The sequence below is a fragment of the Nonomuraea sp. NPDC005650 genome, from assembly GCF_040605375.1.
Taxonomy (GTDB): domain Bacteria; phylum Actinomycetota; class Actinomycetes; order Streptosporangiales; family Streptosporangiaceae; genus Nonomuraea.
In genome coordinates this window covers 211,472-234,298 of the sequence record NZ_JBEXCR010000008.1, presented here as the reverse complement: position 1 = coordinate 234,298, position 22,827 = coordinate 211,472, and the positions used below count along the sequence as shown (strand labels likewise).

The window sequence follows — 22,827 nt, the reverse complement described above, 5'->3', positions numbered from 1 at the left end:
ACAGCACCGCGGCTCTCGCCTTACCGAAGTGCGGACAGCAGCAGGGTCCGGTGCCGCCGGACGAACTCGCGATCGGCCGTCGCCCAGGCGACGGCCGCTTGCGCGTGGCGGCGGCGCGTGGGCGGGAGCGTGAGGTCGTCGACGTTCGCCGCCTCCGCGTGGACGATGCGCGACTGCGCGCGCACCATCGCGTCCAGGAGCCGCCCCGGCTCGACGGGCCCGTACCCGTCACGCAGCTCGCGCAGCTGCCGGGCCTGTTCGACGGGCGGCACCCGGCCCTGCGACAGGATGCACCAGGTCCACGCCATGTACCCCAGGTCGTCGAGCCGGTCCCCCGGGCGGCAGGAGGACCAGTCGATGAAGGCCACCGGCAGGCCCTCCCGGAAGATGGCGTTGAACGGGCCGGGGTCGCCGTGGATCACGCACTCCCGGCCGGCGGCCAGGACGTGCCCGGCGGTCACCTCGTGCAGCTCGCGCAGCATCCGGCCGCCGGCCGCGTACGCGCCGGGCGCCCGCTGCGCGGGGTGGTCGGTGGTGGTGCCGGGGATGAAGCTCAGGATGTCGCGTCCGCGCTCGTCGATCCCGAGGTGTCGTGGCGCGTGGGGGTAGCCGGCGGCTTCCAGCTGGGTCAGCACGCGGGCGGCGAACGCGGCTCCGGCGTCGCGGGCGCGGCGCACCGTGTCGCCGACCCGTACGACCTCCAGGGCGTTGTTGCCGCCGGTGAGAGGTTCCTCGGTCATGACGACCATGGTGCCCCGGGCTGCTCGACGGGTCCGCGATCCGGCACGATGGCCGCCATGACCTTGAGAACCACGACGGAGCCACCGGCCGGGCCCGTCGGTCCTCGCGGGCTGCCGGAAATTGAGCGGCGTGGCCGGAACCGGGCGGGATAAGGTTGCCCGCGTGATTTTCCCCCGGCTCGGCACGTACCGATCGCCCCAGGCAGGCCCCTCCCCCGCCGTGACCGATGCGCGCTGACGCGCGGCCGGTGACGCGCTCGCTGTGGCGGGATCGCGACTTCCTGATCTTCTGGTGCGCCCAGACGCTGTCCGTGGCGGGCGACTCGTTCGCGCTCATCGCGGTGCCCCTCCTCATCCTGAACGTCACCGGCTCCGTCGCCCAGATGGGCCTGCTCACCGGCGTGTCGGGGGTGGCGTCGGTGGCGGCCGGGGTGTTCGCGGGGGTGCTCGCCGACCGGTTCGACCGGCGCCGGCTGCTCATCGCCTGCGACGTCATCCGGCTCGTCCTGTATGTGGCGATCCCGGTGGCCTGGGTGTTCGGCCAGTACGTCTGGCTCCTGTACGTGGTGCTGCCGCTGGCCGCCGCCGTGGGCATGGTCTTCCAGGTCACGTACGTGGCGGCGGTCCGCGGCCTGGCCGGCGAGCAGCGCGTCACCGAGGCCAACAGCATGCTGTACGCCACAGCCGCCGCGGCGGGCATCCTCGGCCCCACCCTGGCCGGCGTGGTGAGCGGTCACCTGGGCCCGACCGCCGCGATCGCCATCAACGCCGGCAGCTTCGGGCTGTCGGCACTCGGCGTCCTGCTGACCCACGCCTCCCGGTACACCGTCGAGGCCGTCGAGCCGGCCGAGCCCGCGCCCGGCCGGCGGCCGTGGCGGGAGCTGCTGGCCGGGGCGGAGTTCCTGCTCCGGCACCCGGTGCTGCGCACCCTGACCATCCTGCTGTCGTTCTTCATCTTCATGACGCTCGGGCTGACGGACATCGTCATCTACCGGCTCAAGCACGACCTCGGCCAGCCGGACTCCGTGGTGGGCGTCGTGCTGGGGGTCGCGGCGGTCGGCACGATGGCCGGTTCGGCGCTGGTGGCGCGGATGCGGCGGATGCTCGGGTTCGGGCCGTTGTGGATCGGGGCGCAGATCGTGTCGGGGCTCGCCATCCTCAGCCTCGGGCTCGCCGGCTCGGTGTGGGGCGTGGCCGCCATCATGGCCCTCTACCTGGCATGTGTGAGCCTGGCCGGCATCAACTCCATGTCGCTGCGGCAGCAGGTGACGCCCCCTCACCTGCTGGGCCGGGTGACGTCGGCGTTCTGGACCATCCACTTCTCGCTCGGGCCGGTGGGCGCGGCCGCCCTCGGCTGGGGCGCCGCGCGTTACGGCGCGACGACGGTGTTCGTCGTCGCCGGGGCGTCGTGCCTGCTGCTGGCGCTGATCGCGCTGGCCACGCCCGTACGGCAGCGCCACCCCGAGAAGACCTGACCCCGGCACCCGAGCCCGGACGGCCGGGCGCGACCCGCGATCTTCGGAACGGCGGACGCGGGGCCGCCTAAGATCGCGCCCATGACGAAGGACGACACCGCCGGCATCGCCGGGTGGCTGTGGCACGAGGTGGATCCCGGCGACTGGTCGGGGGCGGCGCTGGGGCCGGCGGCCGAGGGGCGCGGCCGGCTGGTCCCGGTGGCGGAGCACGAGCGGAGGTACGCGGGCGACCGGGAACATCGCGGCCTCGCCGTCCCCCTCGCCCTGGAAGGCGAACCGGCCGCCGCTTTCCGGCGGCATGCCGAGGCGGTGGAGGCCGCGATCGGCCCGGCCGACAGCGTCGGGAGCCACGGCCCGATCGGCCCCTGGTACGAGGCGTCGCCGGACTGGGGAGCCCCGTTCCTGCGCTGGCGGCGGCCGGGCGCAGAATCGCTCGAATTACGTGCCACCGTGACCGGCGCGGAGCTCTCCCTGCAGCCGACGGAGCCCTATGAGGAGTGGCGGCACGCCACGTTCGAGTGGGGAGAGCCGTCGCAGGCGCCGGGTGGGTTCGTCATCGAATATCCGACCGCCGCCAATGAGGGGCTCAGCACGCCGGGTGGATGGCGGGTGCCCCGGTGGGCGGCGCTCCCGCCCCTGCTCGGGGCGCTCCTCCGCACGCTGCCCGCCGAGACGGGCGCGATCGGCAGGCACGTAGGCGTCACCCTGTTCGCCGGAACCCGCTCCGTCCTCGCCATCCGCTCCGGCGAGCGGCTCACCGTCAAGGGCTGGTTCAAGCACTTCTCGCCGGACGCGGACCAGGGCTGGTCGCAGCAGGTCGAGCGGACCGTACGCTCGTGGACGCTCGACGCGGGCGGCCCGGGCGACGTGGACGGCGATCGGCTGGCGCGGCACCTCGTCGAGGTCCTCAAGGCGGAGAAGGTGTCCTCCTTGGCGAAGCTGCGAAAGCACGTCCACGGCCCGGAGAACGCCCACACGGTGCTCCTTGGCCTGGGCTTATGATCCGATTCCAGTTTTAGAGCGCACGCTCTGCTATTATTCTGGTGAACATGCCTCGTCCCCGGATGCACGATCTCGATCAACTGCTGGACGTCGCCGAGCAGCTCGTGGCCGACGGCGGTCCGGAGGGGTTCACGGTGCGCGGGCTCGCGGCCGCCTCCGGGGTGTCGAACGGAGCCATCTACCACGCGTTCGGCTCACTTCCCGTGCTGCTCGGACGGCTGTGGCTGAGAGCGGCGGGAGACTTTCTGGATCTCCAGGTCGAGCTCGTCGACGCGACACCGGGGAGCGGCCACGAGGCGGCGGTCGAGGCGGTGGCGGCGGCGGCGATGGTGCCCGCCATCCTCGCCGACCGGCGGCCCGCGGCGGCGCGGATGCTCACGACGGTGCGCCGCGACCAACTGCTCGGCCCCAAGGTGCCCGACGAGCTCGCCGAGGCGATGTACGCCCTGGACAGGCGCCTGATCGCCCTGCTGACCCGCCTGTCGCGGGCGTTGTGGGGCCGGGCGGACCGGGCGAGCGTCGAGGTGGTGACGATGTGCGTGGTCGACCTGCCGACGGCCTTCTTCCGCCGCGCGCTGTCCGAGCCCTCCGCGGACGGCCGGCCCATGATCGGATCCGACAGACGAGAACGCCTGGAGGCCGCGGTCCGCGCCGTCCTCGCCCTCCCGCCCCCGCCTCCACCTGGCAAGCGGCCCGTCCCCGCCGAGGAGGACTGATCGCCGGGGTCCCGCTGGCGCCATGGTCCTGGGCCGGGCCGCTCGTGGCGGCCGTCCTCATGGAAACGGTGAGGAAACAACCGCTGCTCTACTACTGATCCGCATGACGTACCGAACTTCACTGACGGCGCTGGCACTGGCGCTGGCGGGGCTGGCGGCGCACCCTTCAGCGGCGGGCGCCACCACGGCCCCCGACGTGCCGTCCGTCCAGTGGAAAGCCTGCCCGGCCTACTCCGATGAGGTGATCCGGAGCCTGCGCGTGACGGAGGAGCAGATTCCGGCCTTCCGCGCCTTGATGAAGCGCCTGGAGTGCGGGACGGTCAGCGTCCCGCTGAACCATCGCGACCCCGGCGGGCGGAAGATCGACATCGCGGTGACCCGGCTGGCCGCCACGGACAAGGCCCACCGGCTCGGCGCCACCGCCGTCCTGCCGGGAGGGCCGGGCAACAACGGCTACCTGGACCCGGTCCTGAGGGTCGTGCTCAGGAACCAGGAGATGGCCAAGCTCAACGAGCGATACGACATCATCGGCTTCGACCCGCGCGGGGTGGGCTACAGCTCCAAGGTCGCCTGCTCCCTCTCGCCCACCGGCCCGCAGCAGCCGGGCGCGATGACCGAGGAGGCGGCCAAGCAGATCTACGACGGCCAGGTCGCCACCAACCAGAAGTGCGCCGGCTCCGACCCCGCCTTCCTCGGACAGCTCACCACCACGAACGTGGCCAAGGACCTGGACCTGGTGCGGGCCGCCCTGGGCGAGCGCACGTTCAACCTGCTCGGCTTCTCCTGGGGCACCTATCTGGGCATGGTGTACCGCAGCCAGTTCCCCGGGCACACCGGACGGGCCTTCCTGGACAGCGTGGCGCCGCCGTGGACCCGCTTCGACGAGCACGTCAAGGACAGCGCGGCGGCGGCCGAGCGCGACTTCGGGCGCATGGCCGCCTGGCTGGCCCGCCGCGACGAGACCTACGGTCTTGGTGCCACCGCCCGGCAGGTGCGCCAGGAGGTGGCCAAGCTGGTCCGCGCGTACGACAAGAGCCCCAAGATCTACACCGACATGCAGCGGCCCGTCGACGGCTCGGCCGTCGCCGACCTGGCCAAGCGCAACTCGACCGAGTGGGTGAGCGTGGGCAAGGCGCTGGCCGAACTGCGGACGGCTACGGGCACCACCGCCCCGCCCACCGTCAAGGAGCTGCTCGGCGCTCCGATGATGGGGGCGCCCCTTCCCGGCGCGCCCGAAACCCTGAACATGACCATGAACCTGGCCGTCGCGTGCAACGAGGACAGCAGCCGGGCCGGTTTCGACACCGCCTGGCGCGCCTACCAGCAGCTCGTGAAGCGCAACCCGGCGACCGGCCGGTCCTGGGGACTGGGTGTCATGTGCGCCGGCTGGCCGCTTCCGGTGCAGGAGGCCACGCTGAAGCGGAGCAGCGGGTCGCTGGTGCTGGCGGGGCACCTGTACGAGTTCATGTCCGTGTACGACTGGACGCTGCAGACGCGGCGGGCCATCGGCGGCACCGTCTACACGGTCGCCGACGACGTGCACGTGTCGACCACCCGGATGCCCAAGTGCGCCGCCGACGTGGTGCGGTACTTCGAGACGGGCCGGATCGGCAAGGGTTGCGGAGGCAGCCCGATCCCGAGCTGACCACCAGTTTGCCGGGCCCGGCGACCCACCACGGGTCGCCGGGCCCGCTGCCGTCGCCGCCGGGTCGGCGACCCTCCTCTGCCACCATGCAATGTTAGTTATTCCCATCTGTCGCGAATGCGGCGGCCCGTACGGCATACTGATTCCGCCCGACCATGATCATTAGCTGTACAAAGGGCCGTATTCGGCATTGCCGGAAGCGATGGAAGGGAAATACATGCCCGATCAGGGAATCAATCGGCGTAAATTCTTGGCCTCGGCGGCGACCGCCGGCGGAATGAGCCTGGGGATTTCACTCATCCCGTCCGGGGCCCAGGCAGAATCCTCGGCGGCCGGCCGCACCCGCCGTGCCGCGGCCACCTGGGAGAACCTCGTCGAGAAATCCTCCTTCAACAGCCAGGCGGCTTTCACCCAGTCGTGGAATTATCTCTACCCCTGGGCGGACTCCGACACCCACAATGGCGCCGCCCAGATGAACGCCGGCCAGATCTCCCTCAACCAGGGCGTGCTGACCCTCAAGGCGACCCGGTTGTCCACGTCGCCCGGGCTCAGCCCGCACAATCCGCACGCTCCGCTGTGGTACCGCTCCGGAGCCATCCACGCCCAGAAGAAGATCATCGTCAGCGACAAGTATCCCGAATACGACATCGAAGGCGAGTTCCAGACACAGACCGGACCCGGCATCTGGCCGGCTTTCTGGACCACCGGAATGGAGCCGACCTGGCCGCCGGAGAGCGACATCCTGGAATATGTCGGCGTCAATGACCAGGGCAATGCCGTCAATTTCTTCAATTCCTGGTATCAGCCGGCCAGCGGAGACTCGACCTACCACCGTTCCGAGGTCCCCGTCGACGACCCCAACGCCCGGTTTTACAAGTATCGCGTCTGGATGTACAAGAGCGGCACCGACGTGAAGCTCGACTACTATTTCGACGGGGATTATGTGGACACCCACACGGTGCCCGGCTGGGTCAATGTCCCGCAGACGCTCATCATCAATCTTCAGATGGGCGCCTATTCCTCCAATATCGAGGAGGGCGACGCCGGCTGGGCCAACCAGCGGCCCGGCCCCGACGGCGACACCTATTTCCGCGCTCGAAACGTGTGGTTCGGTCGTACGGTCGCGGGCTGACGCATCACCTCAGTAACCCGTCCTCACCCTTCGCCCTGGGCCCGTACCAGGACGTCCCCGGCCTCGGTGCGGTAGTACAGCACGGATCGCCCGGCTCGGCGGCGGCGCACCAGGTGGGCGTCGAGGAGCACGCTCAGGTGGCGGCCCACCGACCCCAGGCCCTGCCCGGTCAGCGCCACGAGCTGGGTGGTGCTCTTCGGCGTGCCGAGGAGGACGAGGACACCGGCCCGCGCGGCGCCGAGCAGCCTGCCCAGTGACTCGGGCACCGGCGGCCGGTCCGGCTCGGCCAGCACGCCCGAGCACGGGTAGATCACGGCGTACGTGTGGGGCTCGTCCCAGGCGACCCAGGCGTGGCCGGGGGTGACGGGGACGAACAGCAGCCGGGCGCCGGAGATCTCCCGCGGCGGGTAGTTGCGGGCGTTGATCTGCAGGCGGCCTTCCCCCAGCCAGCGAAGCCCGGGGCGCAGGTCCTCAAGGGCCGCGGCCCAGCCGCCCTGGCCGAGCTGGGACGTACGGGAGACGACGTCGGCCTCGATGATGCGGCGGCGGCGCGGCCAGTGGGGCAGCACCGTCCGGGTCCACACCCATTCCAGCAGGTCGGCGATGCGTTCAGGGAGATCGGAGCGGTCGAGCTCGGCGGGCAGCGAGCCGCGCATGGACACGGCCACATCCGCGCGGGCGACCTCCGGCGGCGTCCGGCGGATCTGGTCCAGCTCCTCGGCGAAGGTGCGCTGATCCCCGGTGGGCGGAGGCGTGCAGAAGTCGGCGAGCCACTCCTGGCCCAGCGCGGCCCGGACGAGCGACGCGGTGATGGGGTCGAGCCGCTCGCGGTAGGCGGGCGCGTGGGCGGCGAGCCACTCTTTCCCGGCTGGATGCGCCGCCGCTCCTGCAGCCAGGGTCAGCAGGCTCGCGGTGGCCTCGGCCAGCGGCGAGACCACGAACCTGCTGCCGGCCAGCGTGTCGGTGTTGAGCTGCCACCATCCCATGGTTTCGCCTCCCGGCGAAACTTTAACGCCCGGGCAGGCGTGACCTTGAAGCTCTCGGCATGCGAACCTATGGACAGCTTCTCCGGACGCCCGAGTTCACGCCCCTCTTCGCGGCGTCGTCGGCGCAGGTGGCGGCCTCGACGGTGAGCGGCCTGGCGTTGGGCGTGCTCGTGTACGGGGCGACGCGTTCGCCGCTGCTGGCCGCGCTGAGCATGTTCGGCCCCTCTCTGGCGCAGGTGATCGGAGCGACGGCGCTGCTGTCGGCCGCCGACCGGCTGCCGCCCCGGGCCGCGCTGACGGGCATCGCCGTGGTCTTCGGCCTGGGCACCGCGGTGCTGGCCGCCCCGGGGCTGCCGGTGTGGGGGGTCTTCGCGATCGTGCTGGGGCTCGGGCTGGTCTCCTCGCTGGGCGGCGGGGTGCGGTGGGGGCTGCTCAACGAGCTCCTGCCGCGCAGCGGCTACCTGCTGGGCCGGTCGGTGCTGAACATGAGCGTGGGAGTCCTGCAGATCTGCGGGTTCGCGGCCGGAGGCGTGCTGGTGACCGTGCTCTCCGCGCGCGGCGCCCTGCTCGTCAGCGCCGCGCTCTACCTGACGGAGGCGGCCATCACCCGGTACGGGCTCGGCGACCGGCCCGCGCGGGCCGCCGGGCGGCCGTCGGTCGCCGAGACCTGGCGGACGAACGCCCGGCTGTGGTCCTCGGTCCCCCGCCGCTACGTGTACCTCGCGCTCTGGGTGCCCAACGGGCTGATCGTCGGCAGCGAGTCGCTCTTCGTCTCCTACGCGCCGGAGCACGCGGGGATGCTGTTCGCCGTCGCGGCGGCGGGCATGCTGGCGGGGGACGTGCTGGTGGGCCGGTTCGTCCCGGCCGGGTGGCGGGGGCGCCTGGGTGCCCCGTTGCGGCTGCTGCTGGCCGTACCGTATCTGGTCTTCGCGCTGGAGCCGGGGATGCCCGTGGCGGCGGTGGCCGTGGCGCTGGCGTCGGTCGGGTACGCGGCGAGCCTGCTGCTGCAGGAGCGGCTGATGGCGCTGACGCCGGAGGAGATGAGCGGGCACGCCCTCGGGCTGCACTCCTCGGGCATGCTCACCATGCAGGGCGTGGGCGCCACGCTCGCGGGGGTGGTCGCGCAGGTCACCTCGGTGACGACGGCCATGGCGATGATGGCGGCGCTGTCCGTGGCGGTCACGCTGGCCCTCGCGGGCGGGTTGCGGTCCTGACCGCCGCGCGGGCGGGTTGCTGTCCTGACCGCCGCGCGGGTCGGCCCACGAATCCCGCGCCACCGACCCGGCGCGGGGTGCGAATCGGCGGCAGCGGTTCGGCCGTGTCGGCGCGGACCGCCGGTCGGCGCGGGACTCCCGGATGGCGCGGGACTCCCGGATGGCCGGTCGCGTCAGCGGGGTTCGGCCTGCGTTATCTCGTCCGCGGCGGCCTCGCCGGATCGTACGGCGCCGTCGATGTAGCCGTACCAGCGCGGCGAGGTCTCCGCCCCCGCCCAGTGGATCCGGCCGACGGGCGCGCGCCACGTGGCGCCGAGCCCGGTCCACGCGCCCGGCGGGAACAGCGCCGAGTACGCCCCGCGGGCGAAGGGCTCCTCGTTCCAGTTCCGCTCGACGAAGCTCGCCGGTGTCGCCGCCTCAGGGCCGAACAGGCGGCCGAGCCCGTCGAGCAGCACCCTCCGGCGCTCCTCGGGGGCGCGGGCGGCGAGGTCGCGGGCGGGTGCGCCGTTGACGAAGGCGATCAGCACGCCACGCCGGCCGGACCGCGGGCTGCTGTCCGCGGTCATCGCCACGGGGCCGCGCAGGCTGAGGACCGCGCCGCTCAGGCCGGCCTGCCGCCAGAACGGCGCCGGGTAGCCGACGACGTACTTGATCACGCTGCCCATCGGGAGCCGCTGCAGCAGGTTGTCACGCGCGGCCGGCAGCGGCGGGTGGAAGGTGATCCGGGCCGCGAGCGGCGGAGGAACCGCGACCACCACGCGACCGGCGCGCCAGGCGGTCCCGTCCTCGGCGGTGACCACGACGCCGGAGTCGTCCTGCTCGATCCGCCGGACCGGCGCGTTCAGCCGGATCGCGGCGCCCAGCCGTTCGGCGAGCTTGGCGGCCACGCCGTACGCACCGCCGTCCAGCCGGTCCTGCTGCGCGCCCCCTTCGACGTCGGTCACCGCGGCCAGGCCGCCCGCGGCCTTGACGTAGAACAGCGCGTGCAGCAGGGACAGCTCGCTGGGTTCGCAGGCCCAGATCGCCCGGCAGGCGAGGGTCAGGAACCGACGCCCGCCCTCGGTCCTGAGCGTACGGTCGATCCAGGATCGCAGGGTCTGCCCGTCGAGCGCGGCGGCGTCCGGGCCGCGCCACGGGGCCTCGGCGTCCACGGTACGGGCGAGCCGGTCGAGGCGGGACTGGGCGCGCGCCACGTCCAGCAGGGCAAGCGGGCCGAGCTTCGGCACCATGCCGCGGAACCTGCGCAACCGCCCGGTCTCGGTCTCCAGCAGGTTCGCGCCCGCGGTGTGCGTCGGGAAGACGGCCACGCCGAGTTCGGCGGCCAGCGCGTACATCCGGTCCTGGCCCGGTCCGACGAACTGGCCGCCGAGATCGACGTTCTCGCCGTCGACCTCGGTGCCGGCCGTACGGCCACCGACCTGGTCACGGGCTTCGAGGAGAAGGACTTCACAGCCGCTGCGGCGCAGGCGCTCCGCGCACACGAGGCCGGCCATACCTGCGCCGACCACGATGACGTCAACGCCTGGACGGTGGTGGGACATGCAACCTCCTGGGTGTCGGTCGTGTTCGCGACGTGCGCGAACACGACAGCGCACCCACCTGCCACCATGGCGCTGTCTTCGTCGATTCACTTGTGCGCATTGATCATTCCGGCGCGCCACGGTGGTGTCAACAAGATCCCGGGCACGGGACAGGACGTGGCTAGACGGGCAGCTCACGCACCAGCCTGGAGCTCCACGGACACCAGTGGAGGCCGGGCAGGAAGGCGCCGCCGGCCTCGTCCAGGTGGTCTTCGACGTACGGGATCGTCGCGTCGCACACCTCGATCGCCATGTCGAAGAAGCTGACCGTGTCGGGGTCGTAGTGGTAGCTCCAGCGCGGGTTGTAGAAGGCGGGACGCTTGACGATCCGCCCGATCACGTGAGGCTGATCCCGTGTCGCACCGGAGAGCAGGTCGCGGGCATGCTGGATCTTCTCCGGGTTGGTGAGCTGGAGGACGAACCTTTCGCCGGTGATGTCGGTGAACTCGAAGTTGGCTCTTTCGGCCGCCTGGGCGGGGCAGCCGAGGCCGAGCGTCGCGACTGCCACGAGGGCGGCGGCGATCCTGGTGAGGATGCGTGGCATGGGGGTGGGCACCTCCGAGGCTGAGGTCGCACTCCGCGACCCGTCCGCTACTCAAAGTAGTTCAGTCGTCGCACAGAGTGAAGGGGTCGATCTATAGGACATCCCGCCGCCGGATATGTACGGACGTACATTGGATGTGTACGCTTGTACGTATGATGACCGACTTTGACGGCCGTTCGATGCGCGAACGGATGCTCGCCGGTGACCTCTACCTCGCCGACGACCCGGAGCTGGCCGAGCACAACCTGCGGGCCATGGACCTGATGGACGCCTACAACGCGACCTCGGCCCGCGACCCGAGGGAGCGGCGGCGGCTGCTCACCGAGCTGCTGGGCGCGATCGGTGAGGGCACGGAGATCCGGCCGCCGCTGCGGGTCGACTACGGCAGCCACCTGCGCATCGGCGCCCGTACGTTCGCCAACTTCGGTCTCGTCGCCCTGGACGTCGCGCCGATCACCATCGGCGACGACGTGCAGATCGGGTCCTACGTGCAGCTCATGACGCCGACGCACCCGGTCGACCCCGAGCCCCGCCGGGCGAAGTGGGAGGCGGCCAGGCCGATCGTCATCGGCGACAACGTGTGGCTGGGCAGCGGGGCGATCGTCCTGGGCGGTGTCACGATCGGGGAGAACACGGTGGTCGGCGCCGGCGCGGTGGTCACCCGGGACCTCCCGCCGAACGTCGTCGCGGTGGGCAATCCCGCCCGCGTGATCCGCACGATCGAGCCCGGCACGACATGAGCAAACCCCTGCGGCGTCCGCGCCGGCACGACCCCGGGCGGCGGGACCGGCTGATCGACGCCGCGCTCACCGTCATCGCCGAGCGCGGCGTCGCCGGGACGACGCACCGGGAGATCGCCCGCGTCGCGGACGTGCCGCTGGGCTCGATGACCTACCACTTCACGTCCCTGGAGGAAGTGCTCGCCGAGGCGTTCACCCGGCACGCCGACTCGGTGGCCCGCGTCTTCGACGAGCGGCTGAACGCCGCCCCGGATCCCGACGCGGCGATCGAGGCCGTCATCGCGCTGGTGTCGGACGACCTGCTCGGCTCGCGGCACGACCTCGTCCTCTCCGTGGAGCTGTACGTGGCCGCGGCGCGCAACCCGGCCCTGCGGGCCGTCACCCAGGCGTGGATGGCGCGCAGCCGCCGGGCTCTGGAACGCCACTTCGACGCCACCACCGCCCGGGAGCTCGACGCGCTCATCGAAGGACTCGTGCTGCACAGCGCCCTGTCGACCGACCCGATGACGCCCGAGCAGATCCGCCACGCCATCCACCGCTACCTGCGCTGATCCCCTCCTCTGCGCCTCCGCGATCGGAAAGCCGATGCCCGCTGTCCCCCTCACCGCGCCCACTCGCCAGACCCGCCGGGCCCGCGCCGCCGTCGCCGCGCTGTTTCTCACCAACGGCGCCGTGTACTTCAACATCGTCCCGCGATACCCGCAGATCAAGGCCGACCTCGAGCTGAGCAACGCCGCCTTCGGAACCGCGCTGGCCGCGCCCCCGATCGGGGCGCTGCTGGCCGGGCTGCTCGCCGTCGCCGCCATCCGCAGGTTCCGCTCCGCGCGCGTGGCGTCGTTCGGGATCGTCGTGACCACTGTCGTGACGCTGTTCATCCCCTTCGCACCGAACTGGATCGCCTTCGCCGGCGTGCTGTTCGTCGTGGGCGCCCTCGACGCGATCGTCGATGTCGCCCAGAACACGCACGGCCTGCGGGTGCAGCGCCTCTACGGCCGGTCCATCGTCAATTCGCTGCACGGCGTGTGGAGCATCGGCGCGGTCCTGGGCGGCCTGATGGGCTCGGCCGCCGCCGGCCTCGACCTCCCCCTCGCGGTGCACCTGAGCATCTCGGGGGCGCTGTTCAGCGTCGTCGCCCTCGTCGCCTACCGCTTCCTGCTCCCCGGCCCGGAAGACGCCGAACGCCCCGCCGACGGCGCACCGGCCCAGCAGGGTGAGCGGCGCTCGTTCACGGGCTCCGCCGTGCGGATGCTGGCCGCGCTCGGCGTGCTGGCCGCGTGCGGCGCCCTCGTCGAGGACGCCGGCGCGTCCTGGGGCGCTCTCTACCTCGGCGGCGACCTGCGGGCCGACGCCGCCACCGCCGGTCTGGGCGTCGTGGCCCTCCAGGTCGCCATGACCGTCGGCCGTCTCACCGGCGACCGCGTCGTGGACCGCTTCGGTCAGCGCACCGTCGTGCGTGCCGGAGGGGCGCTGGCCGCGATCGGCATGGGCGCCGCCCTCGCCGCGCCGTCGATCCCGACCGCGCTGGCCGGCTTCGCCCTCGCCGGGCTCGGCGTGGCCACCCTCATCCCGGCCGCCATGCACACCGCCGACGAACTGCCCGGACTGCCCGACGGGGCCGGTCTGACCATCGTCAGCTGGCTGCTGCGCGGCGGGTTCCTGCTGTCCCCGCCCCTCGTCGGGTTCGTGGCCGACCTCAGCAGCCTGCGCGTCGGCCTGCTCTCCGTCGTCCTGGCCGGCGCCGTCACGGTCGTCCTCGCCCGCGTCCTGGTGAACCGCACCCCTGAGCCGCCGGAGCCGTGAGCGATTGCTGAGGCTTGCCGATCGCCCTAGGGTGGCGGGCATGTCCTTGTCGAGCCACGACCGGATGCCGGCCGAGATCATCGGGCAGACCGAGCTGCTGAGATCGCTGATCAAGAACGCGGACATGAAGACCCCCGTCCCCACCTGCCCCGGATGGTGTCTGGGGCAGCTGGTCCGGCATGTCGGCGGGGTTCATCGCTGGGTGGAGACGGTCGCGGCCACGCGGGCCGTGGAGCCGGTGTCCGACGAGCTGGTCGACGACCTCGACGGCTACACGGACGAGGTGGCGAGCGAGCTCGACCCCTGGCTGGCGGAGGGCGCGGAGCGCCTGGTGGAGGCGTTGCGCGGGACCGAGGGGCCACTGTGGACGCCGCAGGGGCTGGACACGCCGGCGTTCTGGGCCCGGCGGGCGTTGTACGAGACCGTGCTGCACCGGGCCGACGCCGCGCTCGCCCTCGGGGCCGGCTTCCGGGTCGACGACGAGGTGGCCGCCGAGGGGCTGGAGGAGTGGCTGGGGTTCAGCTGCGTGCCGGAGGCGTACGAGGGCCACGGGCTCCTCGGCCCGGGGCGGGGCCTGAGCTTCAACGACGAGTGGCTGGTCGATCTCGGCGGGGACGCGCCCGCGTGGAGGCGCGGGCGCGGGGACGCCTCCGTGACGGTTCGCGGGCCGGTGAGCGAGCTGCTCCTGTTCGTCTACCGGCGTCCCGCGCCGAACGTCGCGGTTTCCGGGGATTCGGCCCTGCTTGAGCTGTGGCTGGAGCGGTCCGGGTTCTGGCTGGAGGCGGAGGACGACCACTGAGCCCGGCAGGGCCGCAGGTCCGCGCCCTGGATGGAGGTACCCCCATGGCAAGGGGCCTGGACGAGCGCCTGGCCGACCTCGGGATCACCCGCCTCGAACCGCTGGGGCGGGGCCTGGAGTTCTCCGTCTTCCGCGCCGAGCCGGTCGGCGGCGGGGCCCCGCTCGCCGTCCGCGTCGGCGAGCGGCGCTTCGACTCCAACGTCAACGACCCCTGGGTCGACACCCGCGCCCTGCTGAGCCAGGAACACCGGCTCACCCGATGGCTGAGCGACCACGGGCTGCCCGTGCCCGAGCCCGTCACGCTGGTCCTCGCCGAAACCTCCGACGAGCCGGACCTCCTGGTCAGCCGCTACGTGGACGACGACGGATCGGAGCTGGACTGCTTCCACCTCGGCGAGCTCCTGGCGCGTCTCCACACGCTCTCGCTCCCCGGGCCGCGCCCCGTCGCCGCCGAACACCTGCCGGCGCCCCGGCTCGTGGTCGGCAGGATCCTGCGCCGCTGGCGCGAGATCGCCCGCCTCAGGGACGGCTGGCCGCCGCCGCCCTCCCCCGGGCGGCTGCTCCCGATCGCCGCGCCGCTGAGCCGCGCCGCCCTGCTCCACCTGGACGTCCGCCGGGCCAACGTACGCTGCCACAAGGGCGGGGTACGCGCCCTGCTCGACTGGTCCAACGCCCTGCATGCCCACCCGGCCCTGGAGTTCGGGCGCCTGGAAGAGTTCGCCCGGCTCCCGGAGAACCAGCTCGACCTCCAGGCGTTGCGCGCCGGCTACGCACGCCACGCCGAGCCGCCGCCCGCCGCCGGGCCGCCGGCGCTGCTGTGCCGGCTCGACGCGGCGGTGATGCTGGCCCTCGTCTTCCTCTCCGAGTCACCCGACCCCGCCCGCGCGGACGCGGCCCTGCGACGGGTCCTCGAACTGGCCGATTCCCTCAGTCGTCCCCGATGAGCGGTACGGGTGTCCGCGGCCGAGACCGTCTACTCGGGGGAGTCCGCGCCGGACAGCTCAAGGGCGGCGTCGAGCAGGCTGCGGGTGTACTCATGCCGCGGCGCCCCCAGCACGTCCGTCGCCTGCCCCTCCTCCACCACCACGCCCTGGCGCATGACGGCGATCCGGTCGGCGATCTGGTGCACCACGCCGAGGTCGTGGGAGATGAAGAGCATCGCCAGATGGTGCCGCTCGCGCAGGTCGACCAGCAGCCGGAGGATCTGCGCCTGGACCGAGACGTCCAGGGCGGACACCGCTTCGTCGCACACCAGCAGCCGGGGCCGGACGGCGAGCGCGCGGGCGATGCTGACCCGTTGGCACTGCCCCCCGGACAGCTCGGCCGCCCGGTGCCGGGCGACGCTCGCGTCGAGGCCGACGTCGTCGAGCAGGCGGTGCAGCGCCGCGGTGCGGTCGCCGGGCGGGGCTGAGCTCGGATGGGTGCGCCAGGCCTCGTCGATGATCGCGGCGACGGTCATGCGCGGGCTGAGCGAGGACCGCGGGTCCTGGAACACCATCTGCGCGGCACGTTGCTGCGCCGTCGTACGCCGCCCGACCGGCCCCAGGGGCACGCCGTCGAGCAGGACGGCGCCGGAGTCGGGCCGGACGAGGCCGACGATCGCGCGGGCCACCGTGGTCTTGCCCGACCCCGACTCCCCCACGACCCCCACGATCTCGTCGGGGGCCACCGTGAGGCTCACGCCGTCGACCGCGACGAACTCCCCCGACCGGCGGGCGGCGCGCGACCGGAACCACGGGCCCCGCCGGCCGAAGCTGACCCGCAGGTCACGCACCTCGAGCAGATCGACGCTCATCGCTGCAGCAGCTCCTCGGCGAAGTGGCACGCGGCCCACCGGCCGGGCGCGACGGCTCTGGTCTCCGGCTCCTCGGTGCGGCACCGCTCGCGGGCCAGCGGGCACCGCGGGTGGAACGCGCATCCCGGCGGCCGGCTCGCCGGGGTGGCCGGCGTGCCCGGCAACGGGTGCGCCAGCGCGGTCCGGGTCCGCACCGCGGGCACGCTGTCGACCAGCGCTCGGGTATACGGGTGAGCCGGGCCGGCCAGCACCTCCGCGGTGGGGCCGCGCTCGGCGACCCGCCCGGCGTACATGACGACGACCTGGTGCGCGACGTGCGCCACGACCCGCAGGTCATGGCTGACGAGGAGCATCGACAGCCCCTCGTCCTGCTGGATGGAGCGCAGCAGGCGCAGGATGCGCGCCTGTACGGTCACGTCGAGCGCGGTGGTGGGCTCGTCGGCGAGCAGCAGCGCCGGGCTGCCCGCCAGGGCGAGGGCGATCATGGCCCGTTGCCGCATCCCGCCGGAGAACTCGTGGGGGTAGCTGCGCATCCTTCTGGCCGGCTCGGGGATTCCCGCCCGCTCCAGCAGTTCGAGCACCCGCCGGCGCACCTCGGCGCGGGGGCGGCCGGCGCGGCGGAGTATCTCGCCCACCTGGCGGGCGATCGTCTGGGTGGGGTTGAGCGCGGCCAGCGGGTCCTGAAAGATCATCGCGATCTCGTGGCCCCGCAGCCGGCGCCGGCGGGCGGGGCTCGCCCGGAGCAGGTCCTCGCCCCGCCAGCGCAGCTCCCCGCCGGTCGCCGCGCCGTCCGGGAGCAGGCCGATGACGGCGTTCGCGGTCATCGTCTTGCCGCTGCCCGATTCGCCGATGAGCCCGACCGTCGTCGCCGGCGGGATCTCGAACGTCACCCGGTCGACGACGCGGACGGCACCGCCGGCGACGGGCAGGTCGACGACCAGCCCGTCCACCTCGAGCAGCTCGTCCACCTCGACCGCTGCCTCGACCGGGGTCCGCGTGCGGCTCATGAGCTGCTGATCCGCACGCCGGCGAAGTCGGGCAGCCCGTTCGGGTCCGGTGCGACGCCGGTGAGGCGGTGGTTCCAGGCGTAGGCGTACTTGACCGCCATCGGGAACATGCCGACCGCGTCCTGCCAGATGATCTTGCTGGCTTCGCCGTACAGCTTGACCCGCTCGTCGGTGTTCGAGCTCCCCCCGGCGGCGGCGAGCAGCTTGTCGAGCTCGGGGTTGCAGTAGCCGTTGCGCTTGGCCGCGCAGGGATAGAGCCGGCCGAGCGTGTTCGCCGCGTCGAACGTGGGGTTCGAGAGCTGCTGGAAGTTGACGTCCCAGTTCAGGGCCAGCAGGTCCTTGGTGAACACCGCCTGCTCCTTCTCCAGCAGGTCCACCTGGACGCCGATCTTCTGCAGGTCGGAGACGATGGCCTGGTTGAAGGGCCGGAACTCGGCGTTGGCGAACTGCAGGCGCAGCTTGGCGGAGAAGTCGAAACCGGCGTCCTTCAGCGCGGCCTTGGCCGCGTCCGGGTCGTAGCGCACGGGCTCCTGGGGGACGTAGCCGAGGGTGACGGGCGAGACCGGGGCGTCGGCCAGGGTGCCTGTCTGCGGATACAGCCGCTTGATGATGGTCGCGAAGTCGACCGCCTGCCACAGGGCCCGTCGCACCTTGGCGTCCTTCAGCGCGGGCGTGGAGGAGTTGAACCACATGGTGAACACGGCGGTGCTCGGCACCGTCTCGACCTTGAGGTTGGAGTCGCTCTGCAGCTCCGTGAGCTGGTCGTCGGGGATGCCCCAGGCGAGGTCCACCTCGCCGGTCCGCAGCGCGGTCAGCCGGGCCGCGAGCTCGGGCATCTTGCGGATGGTCACCCGCTTGACCTGGGGCGCGCCGCCGTAGTGGCCGGGGTTCGGCACCAGCACGAGCGTCCCGGACGGGTCGAACTTCTCCACCTTGAACGGCCCCGATCCGACCGGGTTCTGGAAGAACGCCGGATTCTCACCCGTCAGGCTGCCGGGCAGCACGTAGAAGATGGCGAGCTTGTACGGGACCGCCGCGTCCGGTTTCGGCGCCTTCAGCACCACCTCGGTGGGCGACGAGGCGGTCATCGTGTAACCGACGAAGTTGGCCGCGTTCGTGCTCTTGAGATCCATCATCCGCTTGAACGAGGCCACGACGTCGTCCGCGGTGACGGGCTTGCCGTCGCTGAACTTCACGCCCTGGCGCAGCGTGAACGTCCACTGCGAGGCGGAGCTGTCGGGCTTCCACGAGGTGGCGAGGTCGCCCTCCAGGGTGCCGTCCGCGCGCGGCCGCAACAGCCGGCTGAAGATCGCCTTGGACGCCAGCTGGGTGCCGGTGGCGCTGCCGCCCGTGGGGCTGGCCGGGTCGAGGCTGTCGATCGCGTAGGTGCCGGCGACGGTGATCTCGCCGCCGCCACCGCCGCCGTCGCCCGTGCCGCCGCCGCTGGCGGCGCTGCAGCCGCTGAGCACGAGGGCCGCGGCCGCGACGAGGGCCAGTGCCGCGAGCCGCGGCCTACGTGAGGCAAGGGGTCTGGTCATGGACGTCTTCCCGCCTTCCGGGGATGGTTCTTCGGGGGGTGCTCGTGATGGAAGGGGATTTCCGCCGGCCGGACGGCGGTCGGGGCCTCACCTGAGGTGTCCGCGTCCGTATCGGGCGGTGAGCTGGTCGCCGAGGATCCCGATGTTGATGATCAGCAGCGACAGTGCGACGCCGGGCAGAGCCGAGATCCACCAGGCGGTTTCGAGGTACTGCTTTCCGTTGGCGATGGTCTGACCCCAGGACACCGCCGAGTTGGGCAGGCCGATGCCGAGGAAGCTGAGCCCGGCTTCGGCCAGCACGACGAGGGCGAACTCCAGCGTGGCCAGCGCGACCACCGGGCCGACCGTGAGCGGCAGGATGTGCCGCACCAGGATGGACGCCGGCCGCACGCCGAGCACGCGGGCCGCGTCGATCCAGGCCCGTTCCCGCACCGACAGGGCGACGCCGCGGGTGACCCGCGCGAAGGAGATCCAGGCCGTCGCGGAGAGCGCGATCACCACCACCAGGACGCTGCGCTCGAAGGCGCCCGCGATCACGATGGTCAGCAGGATGGCCGGGAAGGCGAGCAGGATGTCGATGCCGCGGGCGAGCACCGTGTCCAGCCGGCCGCGGACATAGCCGGCGACGATGCCGACGCTCACGCCGATCACGCAGCAGACGGCGACGGTCGCGACACCGATGATCATCGACGTGCGGGCGCCGTAGACGACCTGGGCGAGGACGTCACGGCCGAGGCCGTCGGTGCCCAGCCAGGCGACGCCGCCGGACGCGAGCCGCGATCCCGGGCCGAGCAGCCGGTCGTCGAGGGAGACGCGCACGGGGTTGTAGTCGATGACCAGCGGGCCCAGCCCCGCGACCACCAGGTAGAGGCCGAGCACGGCGTACGGGATCCGGCCGAGCCACCGGCCACGCACCACGGGCCGGCGAAGGGCACCGGCAACAACGGTCATGCTGCACCGTCCAGTTTGATGCGCGGATCGAGCTGGGAGTACAGCAGGTCCGCGACGAGGTTGAACAGCATCACGATGCCCGCGATCAGAAAGGTGGCCGCCTGCACGACCGCGTAGTCGCGGTTGGAGACCGCGTCCACCACCAGCGTGCCGAGCCCCGGCCAGGCGAAGACGTTCTCGACGACGACCGCGCCGCCCATCAGGCCGCCCATGTGCAGCCCGACGATGGTCACCACGGGGATGAGGGAGTTGCGCAGCGCGTGCCCGAGCAGCACCTGCTGCTCGGTGAGCCCTTTGGAGCGGGCCGTCTGGATGTACGGCTCGCCCATCGTCTCCGCGACGCTGGTCCTGGTCAGGCGGGCCACGATGGCGGTGAACGGCAGCGCCAGCGTGACCGCCGGCAGGACCAGGTGCGCGGCCGAGCCCGCCCCCGCGCTGGGCAGCATGCGCAACGCCAGCGCGAAGACCAGGATCAGCATGATGCCCATCCAGAAGGTGGGGAACGACTGAAGGGCGATGGTGCAGGCGGTGACCAGCCGGTCGACGGCGCCGCCGGGACGGGCGCCGGCCACCAGTCCGAGCACGAGGCCGAGGGACACGGCGATGAGGGTGGCGGCGAGCATCAGGTCGGCGGTCGCGGGCAGGCGCTCGAACACCTCCGACATCGCCGGCCGATCGAAGCGGTAGGAGTCGCCGAACTGTAACCGGGCCACGTCGCCGAGGTAGGCGAGGTACTGGCTGAACACCGACCGGTCGAGCCCGAGCTTCCCGGTGAGCTCGGCCACCTGCTCCCGGCTCGCGTCCGGGCCCAGCAGGATCGTCGCCGGATCGCCCGGTGCGACGCGGACGATGAGGAAGATGAGTGAGGCGGCGCCCCACATCACCAGCACGCCCACGAGCAGCCGTCTGGCGATGACCCTGATCATGTGGGCTTCCCTGGTTCGGTCACTGCTCTCTCCTTGGTGGGGCCACGGTCGCGCCCGGCACGAGGGGGCACTCGACGTTCTCTCTGCGAGCCTCCGGCTCGGGTGACTCCAGTTGCCGCACCAGCAGGTGGGTGGCCTGCCGGCCCATCTGCTCCCGCGGGACCACCAGGCCGGTCCAGGGTGTGTCGGTGCGGTGGGCGCCGGTGGAGTCGCCGAGCACGACGATGCTCAGGTCGTCCGGGACCGACATTTCCTGCCGTCGCGCGCACGCCAGCAGCTCCTCCGCCAGGAGGACCTGCTCGGCCACCACGGCGGTGATGCCGCCGTGCCGGATCTCCGCCAGGAGACCCGCCACGTCGTCGGCGGATTCCAGCGTCCACACCGGGCCGGTGAGCCGCCTGGTCTCACCGGCCGGCATGGCCCGCCGGAATCCCTTCTCCCGGTCCCGGCTGGGCTGCGCGTCACCGTCGCCGATGCGGGCGTACGCGACGCGCCGGTGCCCGAGCTCGAAGAGCCGTTCGGTGAGCTGCTGGGTGGCCGTGGCGTAGTCGGCCGCCACGTAGGAGACCGGCTCGCCCGACACCTCGCGGTGCCCGACGTAGACGAAGGGGAAGCCGGTGTCGCGCAGCCGCTGGATCTCCTCGACGTTCGGGTCACGCCCGAGCAGCAGCGCGCCGTCCGCGAGCGACAACCGGGTCGACCCGTCGCGGAAGACCTGCCGCTCGCCGCCGAGGCTGGTGAACAGCAGCAGGTCGTAACCGACCTCCGCCGCCGCCTGCTCCATGCCGAGCAGGAACGGGAAGTAGAAGTCGACGCTGGTCGTCGGGAAGACGGGTTCGAAGGTGAACACGCCGATGATCTTGTTCTGGCCGCCGGCGAGGGACCTCGCCGAGGCATTGGCGACGTAGCCCCACTCGCGCATCGCCGCCAGCACCCGCTCGCGGGTCGCCGGGCTGATCCGCACGTCCGAATCCCGCTCGTTCAGCACGAGCGAGACGGTGGCCTGGCTGACTCCAGCGAGGCGCGCGATGTCGGCCTGAGTCGGCCTCCGCACCGGTCCGCGACTCATCCCGGGCCTCCTGCTAATACGCCTAACGCGATGGACGCAAAGTCTGGCTCTCGCTTCTGTGAGGTGTCAATGGACCTGGGCGAGAAAGAACGCAGGAAACAGTGGCGAATTGCTAATACCTATAAGCATCTAGCGTCCCGAGCGGATCACGGATACCGTCCGGAGCGTTTGCCGAGGGAGGTGCCATGGCCACCGACATCGACCGTTCCGACCATCCGGTCGCCGGAGTGATCATCCCGCTCGTCACCGCGCTCGACCCGCGCGGGCGGCCCGACCCGCCGGCCGTCCGGCCGCTGCTGGCGCACCTCGCCGGCGCGGGCGTCACCACGCTGATGCTGGCCGGCACCAACGGCGAGGGCCCGCTGCTGACCGCCGGCGCCGTCCGGACGTACGCGGCGGAGGTGTCCGTCATGTGGCGCGAGCTGGCCGGGGCGTCCGCCCGGATCATGGTGGCCGCCACCGGCACGGGCACCCGGGAGACCCTGGAGCGCATGGAGCGCCTCGACGGCCTCGACCTGGACGCCGTGGTCGTGCTCGCGCCGACCTACTTCCGGCACACCGAGGGCGAGCTGCACGCGCACTTCCGCGACGCCGCCAGCCACGGCCGCCCCGTGGTCGTCTACAACAGCCCCGGCTACACCGGCAACCCCATCCCCGTGTCCGTGATGCGCCGCCTGCTCGACGAGCCGGCGATCGTCGGCCTGAAGGACAGCTCGGGGGACGCCGCCCTGTTCGCCGGGTTCTGCGCCCTGACCGGGGAGCGTCCCGGCTTCCAGGTGGCCCAGGGCGTGGAGCGGCAGCTCGCCGACGGGCTGCGCGCCGGGGCCGCCGGGCTGGTGCCGGGCGTGGGCATGCTCGCGCCGGCGCTCTGCGTCGACCTGCTCAAGGCCGGCCGCCACGGGGACCACGCCACCGCGACGGCGCTCCAGCACGACGTCGACCGGCTGGCCGCGCTCTTCGGAGTCCGGCCCGGAGCCAGCGGCGTGGTCGTCATCAAGACCGCGCTGCACCTGCTGGGGCTCTGCCCGCCGCACGCCGCGGCGCCGTTCCTGCCCCTCACCGAGACCGAGCTCGCCGGGCTGCGCGCCGCGCTGGCCCGGATCCACGACCTCGTACGCCCCCACGACCCGCAACCGATCTGAGCCACCCCCCAGTCCTGCCTCCAGGA

The 22,827-nt window shown here is 72.3% G+C and carries 22 protein-coding genes; 12 read left to right on the top strand and 10 right to left on the bottom strand.

What is annotated here, in order from left to right; all coding sequences use genetic code 11:
* Positions 1-20 precede the first annotated feature (20 nt).
* Positions 21-740: an aminoglycoside phosphotransferase family protein gene (locus ABZS69_RS16305; RefSeq protein WP_355372229.1), complete on the bottom strand. Its 720-nt coding sequence runs from the start codon at positions 738-740 to the stop codon at positions 21-23.
* Positions 741-967: 227 nt separating this feature from the next.
* Here ABZS69_RS16305 and ABZS69_RS16300 point away from each other — a divergent pair, with 227 nt between their 5' ends.
* The 5 genes from ABZS69_RS16300 (at position 968) to ABZS69_RS16280 (ending at position 6,710) form a co-directional block, all read left to right on the top strand.
* On the top strand, positions 968-2,215 hold the full coding sequence (locus ABZS69_RS16300) for an MFS transporter (RefSeq protein WP_355372226.1): 1,248 nt from the start codon (positions 968-970) through the stop codon (positions 2,213-2,215).
* 81 nt (positions 2,216-2,296) lie between these two features.
* The gene (locus tag ABZS69_RS16295) at positions 2,297-3,217 is read left to right on the top strand and encodes a hypothetical protein (RefSeq protein WP_355372223.1); all 921 of its coding nucleotides are present in this window, start codon (positions 2,297-2,299) and stop codon (positions 3,215-3,217) included.
* 47 nt (positions 3,218-3,264) lie between these two features.
* The gene (locus tag ABZS69_RS16290) at positions 3,265-3,933 is read left to right on the top strand and encodes a helix-turn-helix domain-containing protein (RefSeq protein WP_355372220.1); all 669 of its coding nucleotides are present in this window, start codon (positions 3,265-3,267) and stop codon (positions 3,931-3,933) included.
* 103 nt (positions 3,934-4,036) lie between these two features.
* Positions 4,037-5,578: an alpha/beta fold hydrolase gene (locus ABZS69_RS16285; protein WP_355372217.1), complete on the top strand. Its 1,542-nt coding sequence runs from the start codon at positions 4,037-4,039 to the stop codon at positions 5,576-5,578.
* A 217-nt stretch (positions 5,579-5,795) separates the two neighbouring features.
* Entirely contained in the window at positions 5,796-6,710 is a 915-nt protein-coding gene (locus ABZS69_RS16280; protein WP_355372214.1) for a glycoside hydrolase family 16 protein, read from the top strand.
* Between the two features lie 23 nt (positions 6,711-6,733).
* On the opposite strand, the gene ABZS69_RS16275 is transcribed toward ABZS69_RS16280, so the two are convergent.
* On the bottom strand, positions 6,734-7,696 hold the full coding sequence (locus tag ABZS69_RS16275; protein ID WP_355372212.1) for a helix-turn-helix domain-containing protein: 963 nt from the start codon (positions 7,694-7,696) through the stop codon (positions 6,734-6,736).
* Between the two features lie 59 nt (positions 7,697-7,755).
* Here ABZS69_RS16275 and ABZS69_RS16270 point away from each other — a divergent pair, with 59 nt between their 5' ends.
* Positions 7,756-8,910 (top strand): MFS transporter, encoded by a 1,155-nt coding sequence (locus tag ABZS69_RS16270; protein ID WP_355372209.1) that lies wholly within the window; start codon positions 7,756-7,758, stop codon positions 8,908-8,910.
* A 173-nt stretch (positions 8,911-9,083) separates the two neighbouring features.
* Here ABZS69_RS16270 and ABZS69_RS16265 read toward each other — a convergent pair whose 3' ends face one another.
* Together ABZS69_RS16265 and ABZS69_RS16260 are read right to left on the bottom strand one after the other, a co-directional pair.
* On the bottom strand, positions 9,084-10,451 hold the full coding sequence (locus tag ABZS69_RS16265; protein ID WP_355372207.1) for a flavin monoamine oxidase family protein: 1,368 nt from the start codon (positions 10,449-10,451) through the stop codon (positions 9,084-9,086).
* A gap of 160 nt (positions 10,452-10,611) precedes the next feature.
* A complete protein-coding gene (locus ABZS69_RS16260) occupies positions 10,612-11,034 on the bottom strand; it encodes a calmodulin-binding protein (protein ID WP_355372204.1) in 423 nt (140 codons plus the stop codon).
* Positions 11,035-11,186: 152 nt separating this feature from the next.
* Here ABZS69_RS16260 and ABZS69_RS16255 point away from each other — a divergent pair, with 152 nt between their 5' ends.
* Genes ABZS69_RS16255 through ABZS69_RS16235 form a run of 5 tightly spaced genes read left to right on the top strand, consistent with a single transcriptional unit; the run spans position 11,187 to position 15,317 of the window.
* On the top strand, positions 11,187-11,774 hold the full coding sequence (locus ABZS69_RS16255; protein WP_355372201.1) for a sugar O-acetyltransferase: 588 nt from the start codon (positions 11,187-11,189) through the stop codon (positions 11,772-11,774).
* Positions 11,771-12,325 (top strand): TetR family transcriptional regulator, encoded by a 555-nt coding sequence (locus tag ABZS69_RS16250; RefSeq protein WP_355372199.1) that lies wholly within the window; start codon positions 11,771-11,773, stop codon positions 12,323-12,325. The genes ABZS69_RS16255 and ABZS69_RS16250 overlap by 4 nt, the downstream gene beginning before the upstream one ends.
* A gap of 34 nt (positions 12,326-12,359) precedes the next feature.
* Positions 12,360-13,574, top strand: a complete 1,215-nt coding sequence (locus ABZS69_RS16245; protein WP_355372197.1) for an MFS transporter — start codon at positions 12,360-12,362, stop codon at positions 13,572-13,574.
* Positions 13,575-13,614: 40 nt separating this feature from the next.
* Positions 13,615-14,373, top strand: a complete 759-nt coding sequence (locus ABZS69_RS16240; RefSeq protein WP_355372194.1) for a maleylpyruvate isomerase family mycothiol-dependent enzyme — start codon at positions 13,615-13,617, stop codon at positions 14,371-14,373.
* Positions 14,374-14,417: 44 nt separating this feature from the next.
* Positions 14,418-15,317 carry a hypothetical protein gene (locus ABZS69_RS16235; protein WP_355372192.1) on the top strand — a complete coding sequence of 300 codons (900 nt, stop codon included), beginning with the start codon at positions 14,418-14,420 and terminating at the stop codon, positions 15,315-15,317.
* A gap of 29 nt (positions 15,318-15,346) precedes the next feature.
* Here the strand turns inward: ABZS69_RS16235 and ABZS69_RS16230 are convergent, their stop codons facing one another.
* The 6 genes from ABZS69_RS16230 to ABZS69_RS16205 form a co-directional block, all read right to left on the bottom strand.
* Complete coding sequence (locus ABZS69_RS16230) at positions 15,347-16,168, bottom strand: ABC transporter ATP-binding protein (RefSeq protein WP_355372189.1); 822 nt, start codon at positions 16,166-16,168, stop codon at positions 15,347-15,349.
* On the bottom strand, positions 16,165-17,175 hold the full coding sequence (locus ABZS69_RS16225; protein WP_355372186.1) for an ABC transporter ATP-binding protein: 1,011 nt from the start codon (positions 17,173-17,175) through the stop codon (positions 16,165-16,167). The genes ABZS69_RS16230 and ABZS69_RS16225 overlap by 4 nt, the downstream gene beginning before the upstream one ends.
* Positions 17,172-18,713 (bottom strand): ABC transporter substrate-binding protein, encoded by a 1,542-nt coding sequence (locus tag ABZS69_RS16220; protein WP_355372184.1) that lies wholly within the window; start codon positions 18,711-18,713, stop codon positions 17,172-17,174. The genes ABZS69_RS16225 and ABZS69_RS16220 overlap by 4 nt, the downstream gene beginning before the upstream one ends.
* 87 nt (positions 18,714-18,800) lie before the next feature.
* Positions 18,801-19,664, bottom strand: a complete 864-nt coding sequence (locus ABZS69_RS16215) for an ABC transporter permease (RefSeq protein ID WP_355372181.1) — start codon at positions 19,662-19,664, stop codon at positions 18,801-18,803.
* Complete coding sequence (locus ABZS69_RS16210; RefSeq protein WP_355372178.1) at positions 19,661-20,590, bottom strand: ABC transporter permease; 930 nt, start codon at positions 20,588-20,590, stop codon at positions 19,661-19,663. Before ABZS69_RS16210 ends, ABZS69_RS16215 begins: the two co-directional genes overlap by 4 nt.
* A gap of 19 nt (positions 20,591-20,609) precedes the next feature.
* A complete protein-coding gene (locus ABZS69_RS16205; RefSeq protein ID WP_355372175.1) occupies positions 20,610-21,659 on the bottom strand; it encodes a LacI family DNA-binding transcriptional regulator in 1,050 nt (349 codons plus the stop codon).
* Between the two features lie 185 nt (positions 21,660-21,844).
* Between ABZS69_RS16205 and ABZS69_RS16200 the strand changes: the two genes are divergently transcribed.
* Positions 21,845-22,801, top strand: a complete 957-nt coding sequence (locus ABZS69_RS16200; protein WP_355372173.1) for a dihydrodipicolinate synthase family protein — start codon at positions 21,845-21,847, stop codon at positions 22,799-22,801.
* Positions 22,802-22,827: the final 26 nt, after the last annotated feature.